This window comes from Lysobacter soli (assembly GCF_009755585.1).
GTDB lineage: Bacteria > Pseudomonadota > Gammaproteobacteria > Xanthomonadales > Xanthomonadaceae > Lysobacter_J > Lysobacter_J soli.
On record NZ_CP046603.1, the window covers coordinates 3570041 to 3591254 of the forward strand.

Sequence of the window (21214 nt, forward strand, 5' to 3'; positions counted from 1 at the left end):
AAGCGGGCAGCGACGGACGCGACGGTAGATCGCATCCGGCGAAGCTTCCCTACGGCGGTCTCAACCGCGTCAGGTTCGAAGGGTCTTTCTCAACCGGTCGACCGACCGGTACCCCCGCTTCGGCGCGCATTTCACCACGCGCCGCCGCGCGGGTCCAACGCCGCGCGAGGCGGCCCTGTTCACGTCGGCGGCCCCAAGCGGCCTCCGGTTGCGTATGTAACTGTTGACAGTCCCCGAAACCGCGTGATCTTCTCGGCGCATGACGCATCGCAACACGCTGCCGCAGACCGACCGAACCGCGCCGATCGACGCGGCGTTCGCGGCCGTCGTTGCGATTACCACGGGTACCGGTACCACTCGCTTGCGGGTGCGGACGGGCGTGTCCAGGTGATCTGAAGACCACGCCTCCGCACCCCGACCCGGGTGCGCAGGCCTGGCACCCGGACGGTTCGCGGGGCCCAACAGGAGCCCGCCGCAATGCCGCCCGCCGATGCTTCACGACCTTCCGCCCCGCCGTGCCATGTGCACAAGTTCGGCGGCAGCAGTCTTGCCGATGCCTCGCTCTATCGCGCCGCCGCGGCGCTGGTGGACGACCCTTCCCGCACGCGCGTGGTCGTCGTGTCGGCGATGCAGGGCGTCACCGATGCGCTGATCGCGCTGCTCGAAACCGCGCAACGCAGGGACGCGTGGCACCCCGCGTTTCATGCGCTGCGCGAGCGACATGCGAATGCCGCAACGGCGCTCGATCCGGATGGACACTTCGCGCTTCAGCCCGCGCTGGATGCCGAATTCGAAACCCTGCGCCGCCATCTCGATGCGATCGGCGCGGGCGAAGCCGACGCGGCGGTTCTCGCCGCCGGCCTGCCCGGCTTCGGCGAGGTGTTCTCCTCGCACCTGATGCACGTCGCGCTCGGCGGCGATGCCGCATCGTGGCGCCGGCTCGACGCGCGCGACGTGCTCGTCGTCCACGCGGGCGAAATGGGCATGGCGGTGGACTGGCCCGAGAGCCGCGCGCGACTCGCAAAGTGGCGTGCGGGCAACGCCGAAGGCAATGTCGTCATCACCGGCTTCGTCGCGCGCGACGCGCAGGGCCACGCGACGACGCTGGGCCGCAACGGCAGTGACTACTCCGCCGCGATCTTCGCCAACCTGTTCGATGCCGACGCGCTGACGATCTGGACCGACGTCGACGGCGTGCTGTCCGCCGATCCACGCCTCGTGCCCGAAGCGGTCTGTCTGCCATCAATGTCCTACGCGGAAGCGTGCGAACTGGCGTATTTCGGCGCGAAAGTGCTGCATCCGCAGACGATGGCCCCGGTGCAGGAGCGCGGCATCCCGCTGTGGATCCGCAACACGAAGCGGCCCGAAGCGCCGGGCACGCTGATCGCGCCCGACAGCGGCCGCGACGGCACGCCGGTGAAGGGCCTGAGCCTGGTGCGCGACCTCGCCATCGTCGAACTGGTCGGCAACGGCATGGTCGGCGTGCCCGGCGCGGCCGAGCGCCTGTTCGGCGCGCTGCGCGGCGCGGGCGTGTCGGTGACGATGATCTCGCAGGGCTCGTCCGAACATTCGATCTGCTGCGTATTGCGCGCCGACCAGGCCGAACGCGCGCGCGACGCGGCCGCCGCGGCGTTCGCCGACGCCATCGCCGACGGGCAGGCGCAGGGCGTGACGCTTACGCGCGACATCGCGGTGCTCGCGGCGGTGGGCGACGGCATGGTCGGCACGCCAGGCGTCGCGGCGCGATTGCTGGGCGGGCTCGCACAGGCGCGCGTCAACGCGCGCGCCATCGCGCAGGGTGCGGGCGAACGCAACATCTCCGTCGCCATCGGCGCGAACGACGCCACGCGTGCCTTGCGCGCCGCGCATGCGGCGTTCTGGCTGTCGCCGCAGACGTTGTCGGTGGGCGTGATCGGGCCCGGCCAGGTCGGCACCGCGTTGCTCGTGCAGATGTCCGCCGCGTTGCCGCAGCTCCGGCAGCGATCCGGCCTCGACCTGCGTCTTCGCGCCATCGCCAACAGCCGCGCGATGGTGCTGGACGAACGCGGCGTCGAGCCCGCCGATGCCGCCGCGCGGCTCGAAGGCGGCGCCGCGCAGCCGGTGGACCTGGAGCGCTTCGCCGACCACGTCCGCGGCGAACACCTGCCGCACGCGCTGATCGTCGACTGCAGCGCGAGCCCGCGCGTGGCCGCGCAATACCCGCGCTGGCTCGCGCGCGGCATCCACGTGGTCACGCCGAACAAGCAGGCCGGCAGCGGCGCGTGGGATCATTACGCCGCCATCCAGGACGCCAGCCGTCGCGGCGGCGGGCGCTTCCGGTACGAGGCGACCGTCGGCGCCGGCCTTCCGGTGATGCTCACGCTGCGCAACCTGCTCGACACGGGCGACGAGCTGCACGGCATCGACGGCATGCTCTCGGGCACACTGGCCTGGCTGTTCAACCGGTTCGACGGGACGGTGCCGTTCTCGCAACTCGTGCGCGAGGCGCAGGCGCTCGGCTACACCGAACCGGACCCGCGCGACGACCTGTCCGGCCTGGATGTCGCGCGAAAACTCGTGATCCTGGCGCGCGAGGCCGGTCGTGCGCTGTCGCTGGAGGATGTGGACGTGGAAAACCTGGTGCCGCCGGCACTGCGCGAAGTCGGCCGCGAGGAATTCCTCGCGCGCCTTGCCGAAATGGACGAGCCGATGCTCGCGCGCCAGCGCGATGCCGCGCGTAAGGGACGCTCGTTGCGGCACCTGGCGCAGCTCGATCGCGACGGCGTCGCGCGCGTCGGCGTAGTCGCGCTGCCGGCCGAACACGCCTGCTGCCACACGCGACTGACCGACAACATCGTCCAGTTCCGCACGCGTCGCTACTCGGAGAATCCGCTCGTCGTGCAGGGTCCGGGCGCGGGCCCCGATGTCACCGCCGCGGGCGTGTTCGGCGATGTGCTCGCCATCGCGCAGTCGCTCGGCGTGTCGTCGACGTGGTCGTCGCCGCCGGTCGAAGCGCGCGTCGAGGTCAACGCATGAGCGGCGACATCGACGCACAACGCAACGCAACCCGGCCCCGCATCGCGCGCGCCTTCGCGCCGGGCAGCGTCGGGAACATCGGCGTGGGATTCGACCTGCTCGGCCACTCCATCGACGGCGTGCGCGATGTCGCCATCGTGCGGCGCATCGAAGAACCGGTCGTGCGCATCGCGGCCATTCGTGGTGATGTCGAAGGCGCCGACACGTTGCCGCTGCAGGCCGAACGCAACACCGCCGGGCAGGCGCTTATCGCCTTGCGCGACAAGCTTGGCCTCGCGCACGGCTTCGAACTCGAACTGGAAAAAGGCATTCCGCTCGGCTCGGGCCTGGGCGGTTCGGCGGCCTCCTGCGTCGCGGCGCTGGTCGCGGCGAATGCCGTGCTCGACGCGCCGCTCGCGCGCGAGGCGCTGTACGACTTCGCGCTTGACGGCGAATCGGTGTCCAGCGGCAGTCGCCATGGCGACAACGTGGCGCCGATGCTGCTCGGCGGCGTGGTGATGGCCACCGCGACGCGCATGATCCCGCTCGACGTTCCATCGTGGCTGCATGCGGTGGTCGTGCATCCCGACCAGGTGCTCGAGACGCGCCGCGCGCGCGCCGTGCTCGCCGATCCGTATCCGCTGCATGTCGTGGTTGAACAGAGCGCGCATCTCGCGCTGTTCCTCACCGGCTTGCAGCGCGGCGATGCGACGCTGTTGCGCGAGGGGCTGCGCGACCTGCTGGTCGAGCCGCGCCGCGCGCCGCTGATTCCCGGCTTCGCCGAAGCGAAGGCCGCGGCGCTCGACCACGATGCACTCGGCGCCAGCATTTCCGGTGCGGGACCGAGCACGTTCGCGTGGTTCGCCTCGCGCGCGCAGGCCGACGCCGCCGCGCCTGCGATGCAGGCCGCGTTCGCATCGGCCGGCTACGGTTCGCGCGCGTACGTCACCCCGGTCGCGGGCCCGCGCGCGGACGTGATCTCGGCCGGAGCGTACGCATGAAATTCGTGAGCACGCGCGGCAACACGCCGCCAACGCAGATTGACGCCGCACTCGTCGCGGGCCTCGCGCCGGACGGTGGGCTGTACGTTCCCGAACGCATTCCGGCGGTCGATATCGAGCCCGTCGACACGCTCGCGCAGACGGCGCAGGCGGTGCTCTCGCCGTACTTCGTCGAGTCGTCGTTGCGCGATGCGTTGCCCGCGATCTGCGCGCACGCCTATTCGTTCGATGCGCCGCTGCGTGCGATGACCGGCGACGGCGATCACCTGCTCGAACTCTTCCACGGGCCGACCGCTGCCTTCAAGGATTATGCCGCGCGCTTCCTCGCCGAAGCCTTGTCGCGGCTGCGGCCATCGGATGCGGCGCCAACGACGATAGTCGTCGCGACCTCCGGCGACACCGGCGCGGCCGTCGCGTCGGCGTTCCATCGGCGCGATGGCTTCAACGTCGTCATCCTGTATCCCGAAGGTCGCGTGTCGCCGCGCCAGGCGCACGGGCTGGAATGCTGGGGCGACAACGTGCGCACGTTCCGCGTGCAGGGCACGTTCGACGATTGCCAGCGCATGGCGAAGCAGGCGTTGTCGGACGAAGCGCTGCGACGCGAGGTGTCGCTCAGCTCGGCCAACAGCATCAGTCTGGGGCGCCTGTTGCCGCAGGTGGCGTACTACGCGCACGCCGCGCTGCATTTCGCACGACGGCACGGGGAAGCGCTCAATCTCATCGTGCCCACCGGAAACCTGGGCAACGCGTGCGCGGCGTTCGTCGCGCGGCGAATGCGACTTCCTATCGGCGACCTGGTGCTCGCCTGCAACGCGAACGACGTGCTGCCTCGTTACTTCGCCGGCGATCCGTACGAGCCACGCGCGACGACGGCGACGCTCGCCAGCGCAATGGACGTCGGTGCGCCGAGCAACTTCGAGCGCCTTCGCCATTGGCATACCGGCGACGACGAACTCCGCGGTTCGCTTCGCGCATTCACCGTCGACGATGCGACGATCACCGACGTCGTGCGCGAGGCGCCTCGACGCCATGGCGTCGTCGCCGATCCGCATACCGCTGCGGGCCTGCACGTGCTGGAAACGTTCCGGTCGCGAGGCGACTCGCGACCGTGGGCGGTGGTCGCCACCGCGCATCCGGCGAAGTTCGACACCATCGTCGAACCTCTAGTCGGGCACGAAGTCCCGGTGCCACCATCGCTCGCGCAGTGCCTCGCGCGGCCGGCATCGGCGCAGCGATTGCCCGCCGATTACGCCGCGCTGCGCGATGCGCTGCGTACCGGTGCAGTTACATCCGAAACCATCGGGCCCTCAACGTGAGGCGCATGCCGCACTTCTTCGCAGTTACGAAAGAAACTGTTGACACGGCCATTCCGGCCGTGTTTCTCTCGATCCCATGACGCAGCGCAGCAACCACTCGCAGACCGCATCGGGCCGGGGCCAACGCTCCGCCGCCGCCGCGTCGCAGGCTGACGCGCGTCGCATCGCCATCGCACTTCTGATGAAGGCCGCGCCCATCGCGGCCTCGCTCATTCTTGTACTCGTACTTATTACCGGGCTTGCCAGCGCGGAGTACGGGTTTGTGTAAGTAAGAACCACACACCCAGGTCGATACCCAAGACCCCGCGCCCGAAACGGCGCGGGGTTTTTGTTTTCGCCCTGCGGAACGTCCAGCCAGGAGATCGCCGTTCGTGAGAAGCAACGCCATCAAGCAGGGCCCCGCACGCGCTCCCGCACGCGCCATGCTGCGCGCGACCGGATTGAGCGACGAGGCGATCGCCAAGCCGCTGGTCGCGGTCGTGCATACGTGGTCGGACGTCTCGCCGTGCAACTACACGCTGCGCGATCTGGCGCAGCACGTTCGCGCGGGCGTGATCGAGAACGGCGGCACGCCCATTGAATTCAACACGATTGCGGTGACCGACGGCATCGCGATGGGCTCCGACGGCATGCGCGCCTCGCTGCCCTCGCGCGAGACCATCGCCGATTCGATCGAGCTCGCGGTGAACGGCCATTGCCTCGATGCGATGGTGCTGCTCGTCGGCTGCGACAAGACGATCCCGGCGGCGGCGATGGCGGCGGCGCGACTCGATATCCCGACCGTGATCCTGTACGGCGGCACGATCCTGCCCGGCCATTGCCGCAAGGACGCGAGCGACAAGCCCCTGACGGTGCAGGACGTGTTCGAGGCCGTCGGCGCGCATTCGGCCGGCCGCATCGACGATGCCGAACTGCATCGCATCGAGTCGCACGCCTGCCCCGGCGCGGGCGCGTGCGGCGGGCAATTCACCGCAAACACGATGGCGATGGTGCTGACCTTCCTCGGCCTGTCGCCGTTGCAACTCAACGATATTCCCGCCGTGCATGCCGACAAGCCCGCCGCCGCGCGGGCCTGCGGCGCGCTGGCGATGCAGCGTTTGCGCAACGGTGGTCCGGGACCGCGCGAGATCCTCTCTCCCGCAGCGCTGCGCAACGCTGCGTGCGCGGTCTCGGCCACCGCGGGTTCGACGAACGCGGCGCTGCACCTGCTGGCGATCGCGCACGAAGCCGGCGTCGCGTTCGACCTGGAGGAATTCGAAGCCGCTGCGCGCACGCCGGTGATCGCCGACCTCAAGCCCGGCGGGCGCTACACCGCCGCGGAAATGTTCGAGATGGGCGGCGCGGCGCTGGTCGCGCGCGAACTGCGTGCCGCGGGCCTGATCGAGGACATCCCGACCGTCACCGGCCGCAGCTTCTTCGCCGAACTCGACGACGTGCCCGCGCCGGGCGCGCAGGACGTGGTGCGTCCGGTGTCGGACCCGTTCAAGCCGCGTGGCGGCTATTCAATCCTCTACGGCGATCTCGCGCCGGAAGGCTGCATCCTCAAGCTCGCCGGCCACGGCATCGAACACTTCGAGGGCACCGCGCGCGTCTTCGATTCGGAAGAAGCCGCGTTCAACGCCGTGCAGGCGCGCCAGATCCGCGCGGGCGATGTCGTCGTCATCCGCTTCGAAGGCCCCGCGGGTGGCCCGGGCATGCGCGAGATGCTCGCCGTCACCGCTGCGCTCGTCGGCCAGGGCCTGGGCAACGACGTCGCGCTGATCACCGACGGCCGCTTCAGCGGCGCGACGCACGGCTTCATGGTCGGCCACATCTCGCCCGAAGCCGCGCGCGGCGGCCCCATCGCGAAGCTGCGCGACGGCGATCGCGTGCGTATCGACGTCAAGACGCGCCGCATCGACGTCGATGCCGACCTGCGCACGCGCCCCACGGCACGCATCGCGCCGCGCGTCGCCACGGGCGTGCTCGCGAAGTACGCCGCGCAGGTGAGTTCGGCCTCGCGCGGCGCGGTCACGGCGCCCGGCCCGCTCGATGCGGCCCGCGCGAAGTCGCGCGACATCCCCGTGCAGTTCATCGAGGAAGCGCCCGTGACGCCCGAAGAAACGAAGGAACTGTTCCTCGCCTGACCCTCCGCACCGCCCTCCATCCACTACGGACACGATCATGACCACCCAGCAAAAACCCCGCGTCGCCATCGTCGGTTACGGCAGCCAGGGCCGCGCGCATGCCTTGAACCTGCGCGATTCCGGCTTCGACGTCACCGTCGGCCTGCGTCCGGGCGGCCCGACCGAGATCAAGGCGAAGGCCGACGGCTTCACCGTGAAGTCGCCAAGCGAGGCGGTGAAGGACGCCGAACTCGTCGCCGTGCTTACGCCCGACATGGTGCAGCCGCAGCTCTACGGCGAAGTGATCGAGCCCAACATCGCGCAGGGCGCGTGCCTGCTGTTCGCGCACGGTTTCAACGTGCATTACGGGCAGATCACGCCGCGCGAGGACCTGGACGTCGTGCTCGTCGCGCCGAAGGGCCCGGGCGCGCTGGTGCGTCGCGAATACGAGATCGGCCGCGGCGTCCCGTCGGTCTATGCCGTCTACCAGGACAAGAGCGGAAACGCCGAGCAGCTCGCGCTGACCTACTGCGCCGGCATCGGCGGCGCGCGCCAGAACGCGATCCGCACCACCTTCAAGGAAGAAACCGAAACCGACCTGTTCGGCGAGCAGGCCGTGCTGTGCGGCGGCGCGACCAAGCTGGTGCAGGCCGGCTGGGAAACGCTGGTCGAAGCCGGCTACCAGCCGGAGGTCGCGTACTACGAGTGCCTGCACGAGCTGAAGCTGATCGTCGACCTGTTCTACGAAGGCGGCATCACGCGCATGCACGAGTTCATCAGCGAGACCGCGCAGTACGGCGCGCTTACGCGCGGCACCTACGTGGTCGACGACAACACGCGCGCGCAGATGAGGAAGGTCCTCGCCGAGATCCAGGACGGCACGTTCGCGCGCCAGTGGATCGCTGAATACGCCGCTGGCAATGCGAACTACAAGGCGCTCAAGGAAGGCGACCTGACCCATCCGATCGAAGCGGTCGGCAAGAAGCTTCGCGCGAACATGAAGTGGCTTTCGACCGCGCCGCAGGCCGCGCCTGCCGCAGCCGAAAAGCGCCAGGCGCAGACAGAGGCCGCGTGATGAACGGTGCCCGCTGGCTGGTGCAGGCCCTGGCGGCCGAAGGCGTCGATACGCTCTTCGGCTACCCGGGCGGCGCGATCATGCCCTTCTACGATGCGCTGCACGGATCGCAGCTCAGGCACGTGCTGGTCCGCCACGAACAGGGCGCGGCCTTCGCGGCGAACGGGTATGCGCGGGCCAGCGGGCGCGTAGGTGTGTGCGTGGCGACGTCCGGTCCGGGCGCGTCGAACCTGGTCACCGGCATCGCCGACGCGATGCTCGACTCGGTGCCGATGGTGATCATCACCGGGCAGGTCGCCACGCCGCTGATGGGCACCGACGCGTTCCAGGAACTGGATGTGTTCGGCATGACGATGCCGATCGTGAAGCACAGCTTCCTGCTGCGCCGCGTCGACGAACTGCCGAATGTCGTCGCCGAGGCGTTCCGCATCGCGCGCTCGGGTCGCCCGGGCCCGGTGCTGATCGACCTGCCCAAGGACGTGCAGGTCGGCGACGCGTCGCATCTTCCGCTGCACGTGCCGGCGGAAATCGACGACGTGCCCGCGCCGAAGGACGCCTCGCTGCACGCGGCGCTCGCGATGATCTCGCAGGCGAAGAAGCCCGTCGTCTACGGCGGCGGTGGCATCGCGCTGGGCGATGCGGTGCAGGCGTTCCGCACGTTCGTGGATGCGACGCAGATCCCGACCGTGCTGACGCTGAAGGGACTGGGCGCGCTGCCGTCGAACCACGCGCTGAACCTCGGCATGCTCGGCATGCACGGCAGCCGCGCGGCGAACCTGGCGGTGCAGGAAAGCGATCTTCTTATCGTCGTCGGCGCACGCTTCGACGATCGCGCCACCGGCAAGCTGGCGGAGTTCGCGCCGAACGCGCGCGTCGTCCACATGGACCTGGACGCGTGCGAGATCGGCAAGCTGCGCCACGCCGATGCCGCCGTGTGCGGCGACATCCGCCGCACACTGACCGCGCTCACCCTGCCCTGCGCCGCGCACCTGCACGGTCGCAACGGCGCGGCGCGGCGCGAATGGCGCGCGACCTGCCAGCAGCGCATGCACGAATTCGCCGCGCGCTACGACGCTCCGGGCGAGACCGTGTACGCGCCGGCGCTGCTGAAGCGGCTGTCGGAACTGGCGCCCAACGCGATCGTCGCCTGCGACGTCGGCCAGCACCAGATGTGGGTCGCGCAGCACTGGCGCTTCGGTACGCCGCGCCAGCACCTCACCAGCGGCGCGCTCGGTGCGATGGGCTTCGGCCTGCCGGCGGCGATCGGCGCGCAGTTGCAATCGCCCGACGCGCCGGTCGTGTGCGTCAGCGGCGACGGCTCGTTCCTGATGAATGTGCAGGAGCTGGCGACGCTGCGCCGCTATGGCCTGCCGGTGAAGATCGTGCTGCTCGACAACCAGGCGCTCGGCATGGTGCGCCAGTGGCAGGAGCTGTTCTTCGACCGGCGCTATTCCGAGATCGACCTGTCCGACAACCCCGACTTCGGCGCGGTCGCGGCGGCGTTCGGCGTGCAGGCGCTGCACGTCGATCGCGCCGATTCCGTCGAAGCCGCCCTGCAGGCGCTGCTCGCGACCGACGGCCCGGCGCTGCTGCACGTCGCCATCGACCAGGCCGCGAACGTGTGGCCGCTGGTGCCGCCCAACCACAACAACGCGCAGATGCTCGATCCGGAGCTTGAGGCTGGCGCGTCGAACGAACCCACCCCCACCGAGGATCCCCGCCATGCGATACCAGCTTGATCTCACGCTCCGTCAGGCCGAAGGCGCGCTGTCGCGGGTACTGGGCGCGGCCGAACGCCGCGGTTTCCGTCCGCTCGCCGTCGACGGCGAAGCGCAGGCCGACGGCGACCGCTGGTACCTGCGGCTGACCGTCGAAGGCGAACGCGACGAAGCCAACCTGCAGCACCAGCTCGAGAAGCTCTACGACTGCCTCGCGGTGGAGGTGTCGCCATGTCGGTGATCGCTCCCGAAGCCATCGCCTCGCGACAACCCGCGGGCAAGCCCATCGAGCTGCGCGACGAAGCGCGCCGTCCGGGCATGCCGCTGCTGTGGTTCGACGGCGAACTGACCGCCGCCGATACGCCGCACGCGCCGCTGACCACGCACGCGATGCATTACGGCACCGGCGTGTTCGAAGGCATCCGCAGCTACGCCACACGCGATGGCGCGGCGGTGTTCCGCCTGCCCGAGCACCTGGAACGCATGCGCAAGGGCGCGGACCTGCTCGGCATCGACTTCGACGTCGATGCAGCGTTCGATGCGACGCTACAGACGCTGCGCGCGAACGGGCATCGCGATGCGTACGTGCGCCCGCTCACGTGGCTGGGCAACGGCGCGGACGGCGTGACCGTCGGACTGGACGTGCCGGGCCTGAGCCAGCATTTCATGGTGATGACGCTGCCCACCGTCGTGCACCTCAACGGCAAGCGTTCGCGCCTGACGGTGTCGCCGTGGAAGCGCAATCCGGCCTCGTCGTTGCCGCCACTGAAGCTGTGCGGCGCGTACATCAACTCGATCCTCGCCAAGCGCGAGTCGCGCCTGCGCGGCTTCGACGAAGCGCTGTTCGTCGACGAAGACGGTTACGTGGTCGAGTGCACCGGCGCCAATGTGTTCATGGTGCGCGGCGGTGAAGTCACGGCCGTGTCGCATCGCGACGCGCTGCCCGGGATCACGCGCGACAGCGTGATCGCGCTGAGCGGCGCGCAATCGCGCGCGGTCACGCATCACGAACTGCTGGATGCCGACGAAGTCTTCGTCTGCGGCACGGCGGCGGAGATCGCACCGATCAGCGCGCTCGACCGGCGCGAGTTCGGCGACAACCCCGTCACGCGCGAGCTGCAGGCATTGTACGGTCGCGTCGTTCGTGGCGAAGAGTCGTCGTACACGCACTGGCTGACGGCCGTCTGACATGGACGGCGACGTACCCACCGACGTACGCGTCACCGCGGCCGACGTGCTCGCGGCACAGGCGCGGCTGCGTCGCTACCTGCCGGCGACGCCGCTGCACCACGCCGAACGCTTCGGCTGCTGGCTGAAGCTGGAGAACCTGCAGCGCACCGGTTCGTACAAGGTGCGCGGCGCGCTCAACGCGCTGCTCGCGGCGCGCGAACGCGGCGACCATCGACCCGTGATCGCCGCCTCCGCCGGCAACCACGCGCAGGGCCTGGCGTGGGCCGCGTATCGCCTGGGCGTCAACGCGATCACCGTGATGCCGCGCAACGCGCCGCAGACGAAGATCGCCGGTGTCGCGCATTGGGGCGCGACCGTGCGCCTGCATGGCGACACCTACGACGAAGCGAAAGCCTTTGCCGCGGAGCTGGCCGAGCAGAACGGCTACCGCGTGCTGTCCGCGTTCGACGACGCCGACGTGATTGCCGGCCAAGGCACGGTAGGGCTGGAGCTGGCCGCGCTCGCGCCGGACGTCGTGCTCGTGCCGATCGGCGGCGGCGGGCTCGCGTCCGGGGTTGCGCTGGCCTTGAAGTCGCAGGGCGTTCGCGTGATCGGCGCGCAGGTCGAAGGCGTCGATTCGATGCTGCGCGCATTGCGTGGCGACCGCACGCCGCGCGATCCGGTCGCGACGCTCGCCGATGGCGTGCGCGTGAAGGAACCCGGCCATCTCACGCAACGCCTGCTCGCCGAACTGCTCGACGACGTGGTCGTCGTGCGCGAGGCCGAACTGCGCGAAACGCTGGTGCGCCTTGCACTGGAAGAGCACGTCATCGCCGAAGGCGCGGGCGCGCTGGCCCTTGCCGCCGGCCGTCGCATCGCCGGCAAGCGCAAGTGCGCCGTCGTGTCCGGCGGAAACGTCGACGCGGTCGTGCTCGCGCAACTGCTGTCCGACGTGCGCCCACGTGCGCCGCGCCGGCCGCGTCGCCGCCATCGCGATGCGATGCCCGCGCCCGCGCTGGAGCCCGCCATCGCGACCCTGAATCCCGCTTTCCCATCCAAGCCGCGCGCCGCCGTCGCCGCGCGCGACCACGAGGAGCTCACCGCATGAACGACCCCGCCGCCCGAGTACGGATCTTCGACACCAGCCTGCGCGACGGCGAGCAATCGCCCGGCTGCAGCATGACCGCGCCGCAGAAGCTCCGCTTCGCGCACGCGCTCGCCGAGCTGGGTGTCGATGTGATTGAAGCGGGCTTTCCGGCGAGTTCGGAAGCCGACATGGACGCGGTGCGCGCCATCGCGCGCGAGGTGCGCGGCGCAACCGTTGCGACGCTGGCGCGCTGCCACGTCGGCGACATCGAAGCCTGCGCGCGCGCGCTCGACGGCAGCGTGCATCCGCGCATCCACGTGTTCATCTCCACCAGCCCGCTGCATCGCGAACACAAGCTGGGGCTGACGCGCGAGCAGGTGCTCGAACGTGCCGTCATGGCGGTCGAACTGGCCAAGCGCCACGTCGACGACGTCGAGTTTTCCGCCGAGGACGCGCTGCGCACCGAGCCGGACTTCCTCGCGCAGGTCTGCATCGCCGCGGTGCAGGCGGGCGCGCGCACGCTCAATATTCCCGACACCGTCGGTTACACCACGCCGAGCGAGATCCGCACCCTCTTCGAATACCTGCGCGCGTCCGTCGTCGAATCGGGCGTCGCCGGCGCGAACGAAGCGGTGTTCAGCGCGCACTGCCACAACGACCTCGGCTTGGCCGTCGCCAACTCGCTGGCCGCGATCGAAGGCGGCGCGCGGCAGGTCGAATGCACGATCAACGGCATCGGCGAGCGTGCGGGCAACTGCGCGCTGGAGGAGCTGGTGATGGCGCTGCGTGTGCGCGGCGAGTACTACGGCGCGCACACGCGCATCGACACGCGACGCCTGGTTCCCACCTCGCGCCTGCTCTCGCGCATCACCGGCATGGCGGTGCAGCGGAACAAGGCCGTGGTCGGGCAGAACGCCTTCGCGCACGAGTCGGGTATCCACCAGCACGGCATGCTCAAGCATCGCGGCACGTACGAGATCATGCGGCCGGAGGACGTCGGCTGGGCGCAGTCGCAGATGGTGATGGGCCGCCACAGCGGCCGCGCGGCGCTGAGCGATCGCCTGCAGGCGCTGGGCTTCACGCTGCCCGAAGCGCAACTCAACGCGGTCTTCGCCGGCTTCAAGTCGCTGGCCGAAAAGAAGCGCGAAGTGTTCGATGCCGACCTGGAAGCGCTGGTGCTCGGCGCCGACGCACGCGCGGCTCGCGGGCATCGCCTGGCGCGTTTCCACGTCAGCACAGGCGTCGCGCAGGACAGTCTGCCCACCGCGAGCGTGCAGCTGGTCGATGCCGAGGGCGCATCGGTGAGCGAGGCGGCGGTCGGCGACGGGCCGGTGCACGCCCTGTTCGCGGCGCTCGCGCGCGCCACCGGCATCGCGCTGGAGATCGACAGCTACCAGGTCTCCAACGTCACCACCGGCGACGACGCGCAGGGCCAGGCGCAGGTGATCGCGCGCGTGGACGGGCGCGAGTTCACCGGCTCGGGCACCAGCACCGACATCCTCGAAGCCAGCGCGCTCGCGTGGCTCGACATCGCCAACCGCCTGCAGCGCACGCGTGCGCAGGCCGCAGACACGCGCGCCGCGGCGATCGCCTGACCTCATTCCAGAAAGCCAAGTCAATGACGAGCCAAGCAAAAACCCTGTTCGACAAACTGTGGGACGCCCATGTCGTGACGCCCGAATCCGAGGCGGCGCCGGCGATCCTCTACATCGACCTGCACCTGATCCACGAAGTGACCTCGCCGCAGGCGTTCGCCGAACTCGACGCGCGCGGCCTGCCGGTGCGCCGGCCCGAACGCACCAAGGGCACGCTCGACCACTCCACGCCGACGTTGCCGGTCACCGCAAACGGGCAGCGTCCTTACGTGAACGATGAAGCACGTGCGCAGGTCGACACGTTGCGCGCGAACTGCGCGCGCTTCGGCGTGGAGCTGTTCGATTACGACAGCCCGCAGCGCGGCATCGTGCACGTGATGGGGCCGGAGCTCGGCCTCACCCAACCCGGCCAGACCATCGTCTGCGGCGACAGCCACACGGCCACGCACGGCGCGTTCGGCGCGCTTGCGTTCGGCATCGGCACCAGCGAGGTCGGCCACGTGCTCGCCACGCAATGCCTGCTGCAGCGCAAACCGAAGACGCTGGCGATCACCATCGACGGCGAACTCGCGCCGGGCGTCGGCGCGAAGGATCTGATCCTGCATGTCATCGGCGTGATCGGCGTCAACGGCGGCACGGGCCACGTCATCGAGTACCGCGGCAGCGCGATCCGCTCGCTGTCGATGGAGCAGCGCATGACGGTGTGCAACATGTCGATCGAAGCCGGCGCGCGCGCCGGGCTGATCGCGCCGGACGAAGTCACTTTCGAGTACCTGCGCGGCCGTCCGCGCGCGCCGCAAGGGGAAGCGTTCGAGGCCGCGGTCGCAGCGTGGAAGGAACTGCGCACCGACGAAGGCGCGACGTTCGACCGCGAGGTGCGCATCGATGCGCGCGACATCCAGCCGACCGTCACGTGGGGCACGCATCCGGGCCAGGTCGCGGCGATCAGTGTACATGTGCCCGGCAGCGGCGATGCGGACGAAACGAAGGCGCGCGACTACATGGGCTGGGATGCCAACGCCGCGATCGCCGGCCGCGCCGTCGACGTGGTGTTCGTCGGCAGCTGCACGAACTCGCGACTGTCGGACCTGCGCGAAGCGGCCAGCGTGCTGCGCGGCCGCCGCGTGCATCCGCGCGTGCGCATGCTCGTGGTGCCGGGATCGGAGCAGGTCAAGCGCGATGCCGAGCGCGAAGGCATCGATCGCATCGTGCGCGACGCCGGCGCGGAATGGCGCGAACCCGGCTGCTCGATGTGCATCGCCATGAACGGCGACATCGTCGGCGCCGGGCAGCTGGCGGTATCCACCAGCAACCGCAATTTCGAAGGCCGACAGGGCAAGGGCGCGCGCACCGTGCTTGCCTCGCCCGCGACCGCGGCCGCGTGCGCGGTGGCCGGCGAGATCACCGACCCGCGCCCCTACCTCACCACCGAACCCGCGCCGCACGCGGCCGCCGAGCTGGAGACCGCCTGATGCAGCCGCTGACCGAAGTCGTATCGCGCACCGTCGTCCTGCGCGAACGCAACATCGACACCGACCAGATCATCCCCGCGCGCTTCCTCACCACGACCGAACGCAAAGGTCTGGGCAAGCACGCGTTCAACGACTGGCGCAGTTTGCCGGACGGTTCGCCGAACCCCGAGTTCCCCTTCAATCGCGCGGAGAACATCGGCGCGCGGATCCTCGTCGCCGGTCGCAATTTTGGCTGCGGTTCTTCGCGCGAGCACGCGCCGTGGGCACTGACCGACCTCGGCCTGCGCGCGGTGATCAGCGCGGAGATCGCCGACATCTTCCGCAGCAATGCGCTGAAGAACGGCCTGCTGCCGATCGTGCTCGATGAAGCCATCGTCGACGAACTGCTCGAACAGCCGGGCGTGGAGCTGCGCATCGATGTCGCGCAACGCAGCGTGACGCTGCCCGATGGGCGCCGCGTGCAGTTCCCGCTGGATGCGTTCGCGCAGACCTGCCTGCTCGAAGGCGTCGACCAGCTCGGCTTCCTGCTGAAGCAGTCGCCGGCCATTTCGCAGTTCGAACAACAACGCCAAACCCAGGAGTTCCGCCATGCAAGCTGAGATCGTCGTTCTGCCGGGCGACGGCATCGGCCCGGAAGTCACCGCCGCCGCGGTGCAGGTGCTGCGTGCCGTCGGTCAACGTTACGGGCACGAGTTCCACTTCACGCACGAGCTCATCGGCGGCGCGGCCATCGACGCCACCGGCGAGCCGCTGCCGGCACGGACGCTCGATGCGGCCAAGCGCGCCGACGCCGTGCTGCTCGGCGCCGTGGGCGGGCCGAAGTGGTCCGATCCGGGCGCGAAGGTGCGACCGGAACAGGGCCTTCTCGCGATCCGCAAGGCGCTCGGCCTGTACGCCAACCTGCGCCCGGTGAAGCCGCATCCGGCGGCGCTCGGCGCTTCGCCGATCAAGCCGCACCTGCTCACCGGCGTCGATCTGATCGTCGTGCGCGAACTCACCGGCGGCGTGTATTTCGGCCAGAAGCAGCGCACCGCGACCTCGGCGAGCGACCTGTGCGAATACAGCGTCGAAGAGATCGAGCGCGTCGTGCGTCGCGCGTGCACGCTCGCGCGCAGCCGGCGCGGCCACGTGACTTCTGTCGACAAGGCCAACGTGCTGGAGACCTCGCGGCTGTGGCGCGAAGTGACGACGCGCGTGGTTCGCGACGAGTTTCCGGATGTCACGCTGGAGCACCAGCTGGTCGATTCGATGGCGATGCACCTGCTCTCGCGACCGCGTGAGTACGACGTGATCGTCACCGAGAACATGTTCGGCGACATCCTCACCGACGAGGCCTCGATGCTCGCCGGATCGCTTGGGCTCCTGCCTTCGGCGTCGCTGGGCGAAGGGCGCGTGGGCCTGTACGAGCCGATCCACGGCTCGGCGCCCGACATCGCCGGCCGCGGCGTCGCCAACCCGTACGCGACCATCCTCAGTGCGGCGATGCTGCTGCGGCATTCGCTGGGCCTGGAGTCGGAAGCGCGCTGTGTCGAGAAGGCGGTCGATGGCGCGCTTGCGGCGGGCGTGTTCACGGCGGATCTCGCGCCGGCCGGCCGCGGCGTGTCCACGCAGGCGGCGATGGTCGCGGTGCTGGAGCAGCTCGAACTGGAATGCCACCCGGTGGTGATGCGCGACTGAGACGGCCGGCGCGATTCGACGTTACTGGGCCGAGGTCGCATTGCCGGCTTCACGTGCTTCGGGCTAGCGTGGGCGCCCATGAGCCCACGCACCGCCCTCGTTTTCGCGTTCGCCCTCGGCCTGACCGCCTGCGGTTCCACACCCGATGCCGGCAGTTCGGCCGCGCAGGACGTGTTTTTCCAGCGCGTCGCCGCGCTTTGCGGCCAGGCGTTCGCCGGCCGGATCGTGGCCGATCGCCCGCCCGCCCCCGATAACCCGCTGGCCGGCAAGGCGCTGACCATGCACGTGCGCGAATGCAGCCGCGACACCATTCGCATCCCGTTCTTCGTCGGCAGCGATCGTTCGCGCACCTGGGTACTCACGCGCACCCCGACGGGGCTGCGCCTGAAGCACGACCATCGCCACGAGGACGGCACCGAGGCCGAACTGAGCCAGTACGGCGGCGACACCCTCGACATGGGCACGGAGGAGCGGCAGGAATTCCCGGCCGACGCCGCATCGAAGGCGCTGTTCGCCCGCGAGGACCGTGCCACGTCGGTGTCGAACGTTTGGGCGATGGAAATCGAACCGCACGAGCGCTTCACCTACGAACTCACCCGCCCCGGTCGCGAAGTGCGCATCGAGTTCGATCTCGAACACCCGATCCCGGCGCCGCCACCGCCGTGGAGCGTTGCACCGAAGCAGTAACAAGAAGGGCGCCCGGAGGCGCCCTTTTCGTTTCCTGCCACCGCGTCGCGGTTACGCCGCCTCCGGCGCCTTCACCCGGAACCATGCCGCATACAACGCGGGCAGGAACAGCAGCGTCAGGAACGTGGCGACCGTCAGGCCGCCCATGATCGCCACCGCCATCGGCCCGAAGAACGCGCTGCGCGACAGCGGGATCATCGCGAGGATCGCCGCGAGCGCGGTCAGCACGATCGGGCGGAAGCGACGCACCGTGGCCTCGACGATCGCCTGCCATGGGGCGGCGCCCTCGCCGATGTCGTGCTCGATCTGGTCCACCAGGATCACCGAGTTGCGCATGATCATGCCCGCCAGCGCGATGGTGCCCAGCATCGCAACGAAGCCGAACGGCACGCGGAACACCAGCAGGAACAGCGTCACGCCGATCAGGCCCAGCGGCGCAGTCAGCAGCACCATGAAACTGCGCGAGAAACTGCGCAGCTGCAGCATCAGCAGCGTGAACACGACGAACACGAACAGCGGCATGCCGGCGGCGATCGATTTCTGGCCGCGCGCGGAATCCTCCACGCTGCCGCCGATGTCGATCGAATAGCCATACGGCAGCTTCGAACGCAGGCCGTCGAGCGTCGGCGAGATCTGCGCCGTCACCGTCGCCGGTTGAGTGCCGTCGTAGATGTCGGCGCGCACCGTCATCGTCGGCTGACGGTCGCGATGCCAGATGATGCCTTCCTCGAAGCCGTAATCCAGCGTCGCGATCTGCGTGAGCGGAACGCTTGCGCCGCTTTCGGTCGGCACCATCAGGCTGCCGAGCATGTCGAGGCGAAGTCGCTCCTCGGCCGGGCCGCGCAGCAGCATCTCGATCAGTTCGTTGCCTTCGCGATACGTGCTGATGTGCGAGCCCGACAACGAACTGGACAGGAACTGCGACAGCCGCGCCGAACTCACGCCCAGCGCGCGGGCGCGCTCCTGGTCGACGACCAGGCGCACGACCTTGTTCGGCTCGTCCCAGTCCAGGTTGACGTTCACCACGTGCGGGTTCTCGCGAATCTTCTCGCGCACCTGGTAGGCGATCTTCCGCACCTGGTCGATGTGCTCGCCCGAAACGCGGAACTGCACCGGATAGCCGACCGGCGGGCCGTTTTCCAGGCGCGTCACTCGCATCTGCAGTTCGGGGAATTTCTGGAAGACGTCATCGATCAGCCACGTGCGGATTTCCTCACGCGCTTCCAGGTTCTTCGGCGTCAGCACGAACTGCGCGAAGTTCGCCGCGGGCAGCTGCTGGTCGAGCGGCAGATAGTATCGCGGCGAACCGGTGCCCACGTACGCGACGAAGTTCGCGAGATCCTTGTTCTGCTTCAGGATCTGCTCGAAGCGTTGCGCCTGCTCGGTCGTCGCGCGCAGCGAGCTGCCTTCGGCCAGTTCCATGTCGACCATCAGTTCCGGTCGCGTGGAGTCGGGGAAGAACTGCTGCGGCACGAAGCGGAACATGACGATGGACAGCACGAACGCCGCCGCCGTCACCGCGATCACCAGCCACCGGCGACGCACGCAGAACGTCACCCAGCGACGGAAATTCACGTAGAACTTCGTGCCGTACGGATCGTGCGCATGGCCGTCGATGGGCGGCTTGGGCGCGATGTAGTCGTGCAGCTTCGGGAAGCGGCTGGCGATGCGCTCGCGGAGTTCGTGCCAGCGATACGCGATCGATCCAGGCTTGAGCGGCTTGGCCGCGTGGCCGTAATCGGGCAGCAGCTTGTCGCCGAGGTACGGAATGAACGCAACCGCGGCGATCCACGACACCAGCAGCGCGATCGTCACCACTTCGAACAGCGAGCGCGTGTATTCGCCGGTGCTCGACTTCGCGGTGGCGATCGGCAGGAAGCCGGCAGCGGTGATGAGCGTGCCGGTGAGCATCGGGAACGCAGTGGAATCCCACGCGAACGCCGCGGCCTTCAGGCGACTGAAGCCCTGCTCCATCTTGATGGCCATCATCTCCACCGCGATGATCGCGTCGTCGACCAGCAGGCCGAGCGCGAGCACGAGCGCGCCGAGCGAGATCTTGTGCAGCCCGACGCCGAACAGGTCCATCACGGCGAAGGTCATCGCCAGCACGAGCGGTATCGACAGCGCGACGACGAAACCGGTGCGCAGGCCAAGCGAGAAGAAGCTCACCAGCAGCACGATGGCGACGGCTTCGGACAGCACGCGCACGAACTCGCCGACCGATTCGGTCACCGCGGCGGGCTGGTCGGCGACCTTGCGCAGTTCCATGCCGGCCGGCAGCGTGCCCTGCAGTTGCGCGAACTGCGTTTCCAGCGTCTTGCCGAGCTTGAGGATGTCGCCGCCCTCCTTCATCGCGACGCCGATGCCGATCGCGTCCTCGCCCATGAAGCGCATGCGCGGCGCCGGCGGATCGGAGAAGCCGCGCTTCACGTCGGCGACGTCGGCAAGACGGAACGTGCGGTCGCCGACGCGGATCGGGAATTCGCGGATTTCCTCGACGGACTTGAACTTGCCGCCCACGCGCAGCGCCACGCGCGTGCTGCCTGTTTCGAAGAAGCCGGCGTGCACCATCGCGTTCTGTTCGTCCAGGGCCTGCTGCACGGCGGCCGCGGGAATGCCGAGCGTGGCGAGCTTCACGTTCGACAGCTCGACCCACACCTTCTCGTCCTGCACGCCGAACAGCTCGATCTTGCCGACGTCGGGTTGCTTCTGCAGCTGCAGCTGCACGCGCTCGGCGTAGTCCTTCAGTACCGCGTAGTCGAAGCCCTTGCCGGTGAGCGCGTAGATGTTGCCGAAGGTGTCGCCGAACTCGTCGTTGAAGAATGGGCCGACGACGTCGCTGGGCAGGGTCGCGCGGATGTCGCCGACCTTCTTTCGCACCTGGTACCACAACGGTTCGATGTCCTTCGAACGCAGCGAATCGCGCGCGACGAAGATCACCTGCGATTCGCCCGCGCGCGAGTACGAGCGGATGAACTCGTACTGGCCGGTTTCCATCAGCTTCTTTTCGATGCGCTCGGTGACCTGGCGCGAGGTTTCCTCGGCGGTCGCGCCGGGCCACAGCGTGCGGATGACCATCACCTTGAAGGTGAAGGCCGGATCCTCGCTGCGACCCAGCCGCAGGTACGAGAACGTACCGGCGATGGCCATCACCAGCATTGCGTAGATGATCAGGCTGCGATGGCGCAGCGCCCATTCGGAGAGGTTGAAGCGCATCAGGCGTCAGCTCGTCTGCTTGTCCCCTTTCCCGCGTGCGGGAGAGGGTTGGGGTTAGGGGTGGGGTGCTGCGCCGGCTTCGTCGAACGCGACCGGCGCTG

The 21214-nt window shown here is 69.2% G+C and carries 16 protein-coding genes and 1 riboswitch; of the genes, 15 read left to right on the top strand and 1 reads right to left on the bottom strand.

Annotated features, from left to right (window positions below; all coding sequences use genetic code 11):
- Positions 1 to 28: 28 nt before the first annotated feature.
- Positions 29 to 126, bottom strand: a riboswitch (TPP riboswitch).
- A 351-nt stretch (positions 127 to 477) separates the two neighbouring features.
- The 15 genes from thrA (at position 478) to GOY17_RS16300 (ending at position 17897) form a co-directional block, all read left to right on the top strand.
- On the top strand, positions 478 to 3015 hold the full coding sequence (gene thrA / locus GOY17_RS16230; RefSeq protein WP_157031155.1) for a bifunctional aspartate kinase/homoserine dehydrogenase I: 2538 nt from the start codon (positions 478 to 480) through the stop codon (positions 3013 to 3015).
- A complete protein-coding gene (locus GOY17_RS16235) occupies positions 3012 to 3995 on the top strand; it encodes a homoserine kinase (RefSeq protein ID WP_157031156.1) in 984 nt (327 codons plus the stop codon). The genes thrA and GOY17_RS16235 overlap by 4 nt, the downstream gene beginning before the upstream one ends.
- Positions 3992 to 5311: a threonine synthase gene (gene thrC, locus GOY17_RS16240; RefSeq protein ID WP_157031157.1), complete on the top strand. Its 1320-nt coding sequence runs from the start codon at positions 3992 to 3994 to the stop codon at positions 5309 to 5311. The genes GOY17_RS16235 and thrC overlap by 4 nt, the downstream gene beginning before the upstream one ends.
- 76 nt (positions 5312 to 5387) lie before the next feature.
- Positions 5388 to 5579: a hypothetical protein gene (locus GOY17_RS16245; RefSeq protein ID WP_157031158.1), complete on the top strand. Its 192-nt coding sequence runs from the start codon at positions 5388 to 5390 to the stop codon at positions 5577 to 5579.
- 103 nt (positions 5580 to 5682) lie between these two features.
- Positions 5683 to 7437 (top strand): dihydroxy-acid dehydratase, encoded by a 1755-nt coding sequence (gene ilvD / locus GOY17_RS16250; RefSeq protein WP_157031159.1) that lies wholly within the window; start codon positions 5683 to 5685, stop codon positions 7435 to 7437.
- 37 nt (positions 7438 to 7474) lie between these two features.
- Positions 7475 to 8491: a ketol-acid reductoisomerase gene (gene ilvC / locus GOY17_RS16255; protein ID WP_157031160.1), complete on the top strand. Its 1017-nt coding sequence runs from the start codon at positions 7475 to 7477 to the stop codon at positions 8489 to 8491.
- On the top strand, positions 8491 to 10230 hold the full coding sequence (ilvG, locus tag GOY17_RS16260; RefSeq protein WP_157031161.1) for an acetolactate synthase 2 catalytic subunit: 1740 nt from the start codon (positions 8491 to 8493) through the stop codon (positions 10228 to 10230). The genes ilvC and ilvG overlap by 1 nt, the downstream gene beginning before the upstream one ends.
- A complete protein-coding gene (locus GOY17_RS16265) occupies positions 10214 to 10450 on the top strand; it encodes an ACT domain-containing protein (RefSeq protein WP_115844200.1) in 237 nt (78 codons plus the stop codon). Before ilvG ends, GOY17_RS16265 begins: the two co-directional genes overlap by 17 nt.
- The gene (locus GOY17_RS16270; RefSeq protein WP_157031162.1) at positions 10441 to 11397 is read left to right on the top strand and encodes an aminotransferase class IV; all 957 of its coding nucleotides are present in this window, start codon (positions 10441 to 10443) and stop codon (positions 11395 to 11397) included. The genes GOY17_RS16265 and GOY17_RS16270 overlap by 10 nt, the downstream gene beginning before the upstream one ends.
- A 1-nt stretch (position 11398) precedes the next feature.
- Positions 11399 to 12487, top strand: a complete 1089-nt coding sequence (locus tag GOY17_RS16275; protein ID WP_157031163.1) for a threonine dehydratase — start codon at positions 11399 to 11401, stop codon at positions 12485 to 12487.
- Positions 12484 to 14061: a 2-isopropylmalate synthase gene (locus GOY17_RS16280; protein ID WP_157031164.1), complete on the top strand. Its 1578-nt coding sequence runs from the start codon at positions 12484 to 12486 to the stop codon at positions 14059 to 14061. Before GOY17_RS16275 ends, GOY17_RS16280 begins: the two co-directional genes overlap by 4 nt.
- A gap of 23 nt (positions 14062 to 14084) precedes the next feature.
- The gene (gene leuC, locus GOY17_RS16285; protein ID WP_157031165.1) at positions 14085 to 15533 is read left to right on the top strand and encodes a 3-isopropylmalate dehydratase large subunit; all 1449 of its coding nucleotides are present in this window, start codon (positions 14085 to 14087) and stop codon (positions 15531 to 15533) included.
- On the top strand, positions 15533 to 16132 hold the full coding sequence (gene leuD / locus GOY17_RS16290) for a 3-isopropylmalate dehydratase small subunit (protein WP_157031166.1): 600 nt from the start codon (positions 15533 to 15535) through the stop codon (positions 16130 to 16132). Before leuC ends, leuD begins: the two co-directional genes overlap by 1 nt.
- Complete coding sequence (gene leuB, locus GOY17_RS16295) at positions 16122 to 17210, top strand: 3-isopropylmalate dehydrogenase (RefSeq protein WP_157031167.1); 1089 nt, start codon at positions 16122 to 16124, stop codon at positions 17208 to 17210. Before leuD ends, leuB begins: the two co-directional genes overlap by 11 nt.
- 78 nt (positions 17211 to 17288) lie before the next feature.
- Positions 17289 to 17897: a hypothetical protein gene (locus tag GOY17_RS16300; RefSeq protein WP_157031168.1), complete on the top strand. Its 609-nt coding sequence runs from the start codon at positions 17289 to 17291 to the stop codon at positions 17895 to 17897.
- Positions 17898 to 17948: 51 nt separating this feature from the next.
- Here the strand turns inward: GOY17_RS16300 and GOY17_RS16305 are convergent, their stop codons facing one another.
- On the bottom strand, positions 17949 to 21116 hold the full coding sequence (locus tag GOY17_RS16305) for an efflux RND transporter permease subunit (protein ID WP_269750048.1): 3168 nt from the start codon (positions 21114 to 21116) through the stop codon (positions 17949 to 17951).
- Positions 21117 to 21214 lie beyond the last annotated feature (98 nt).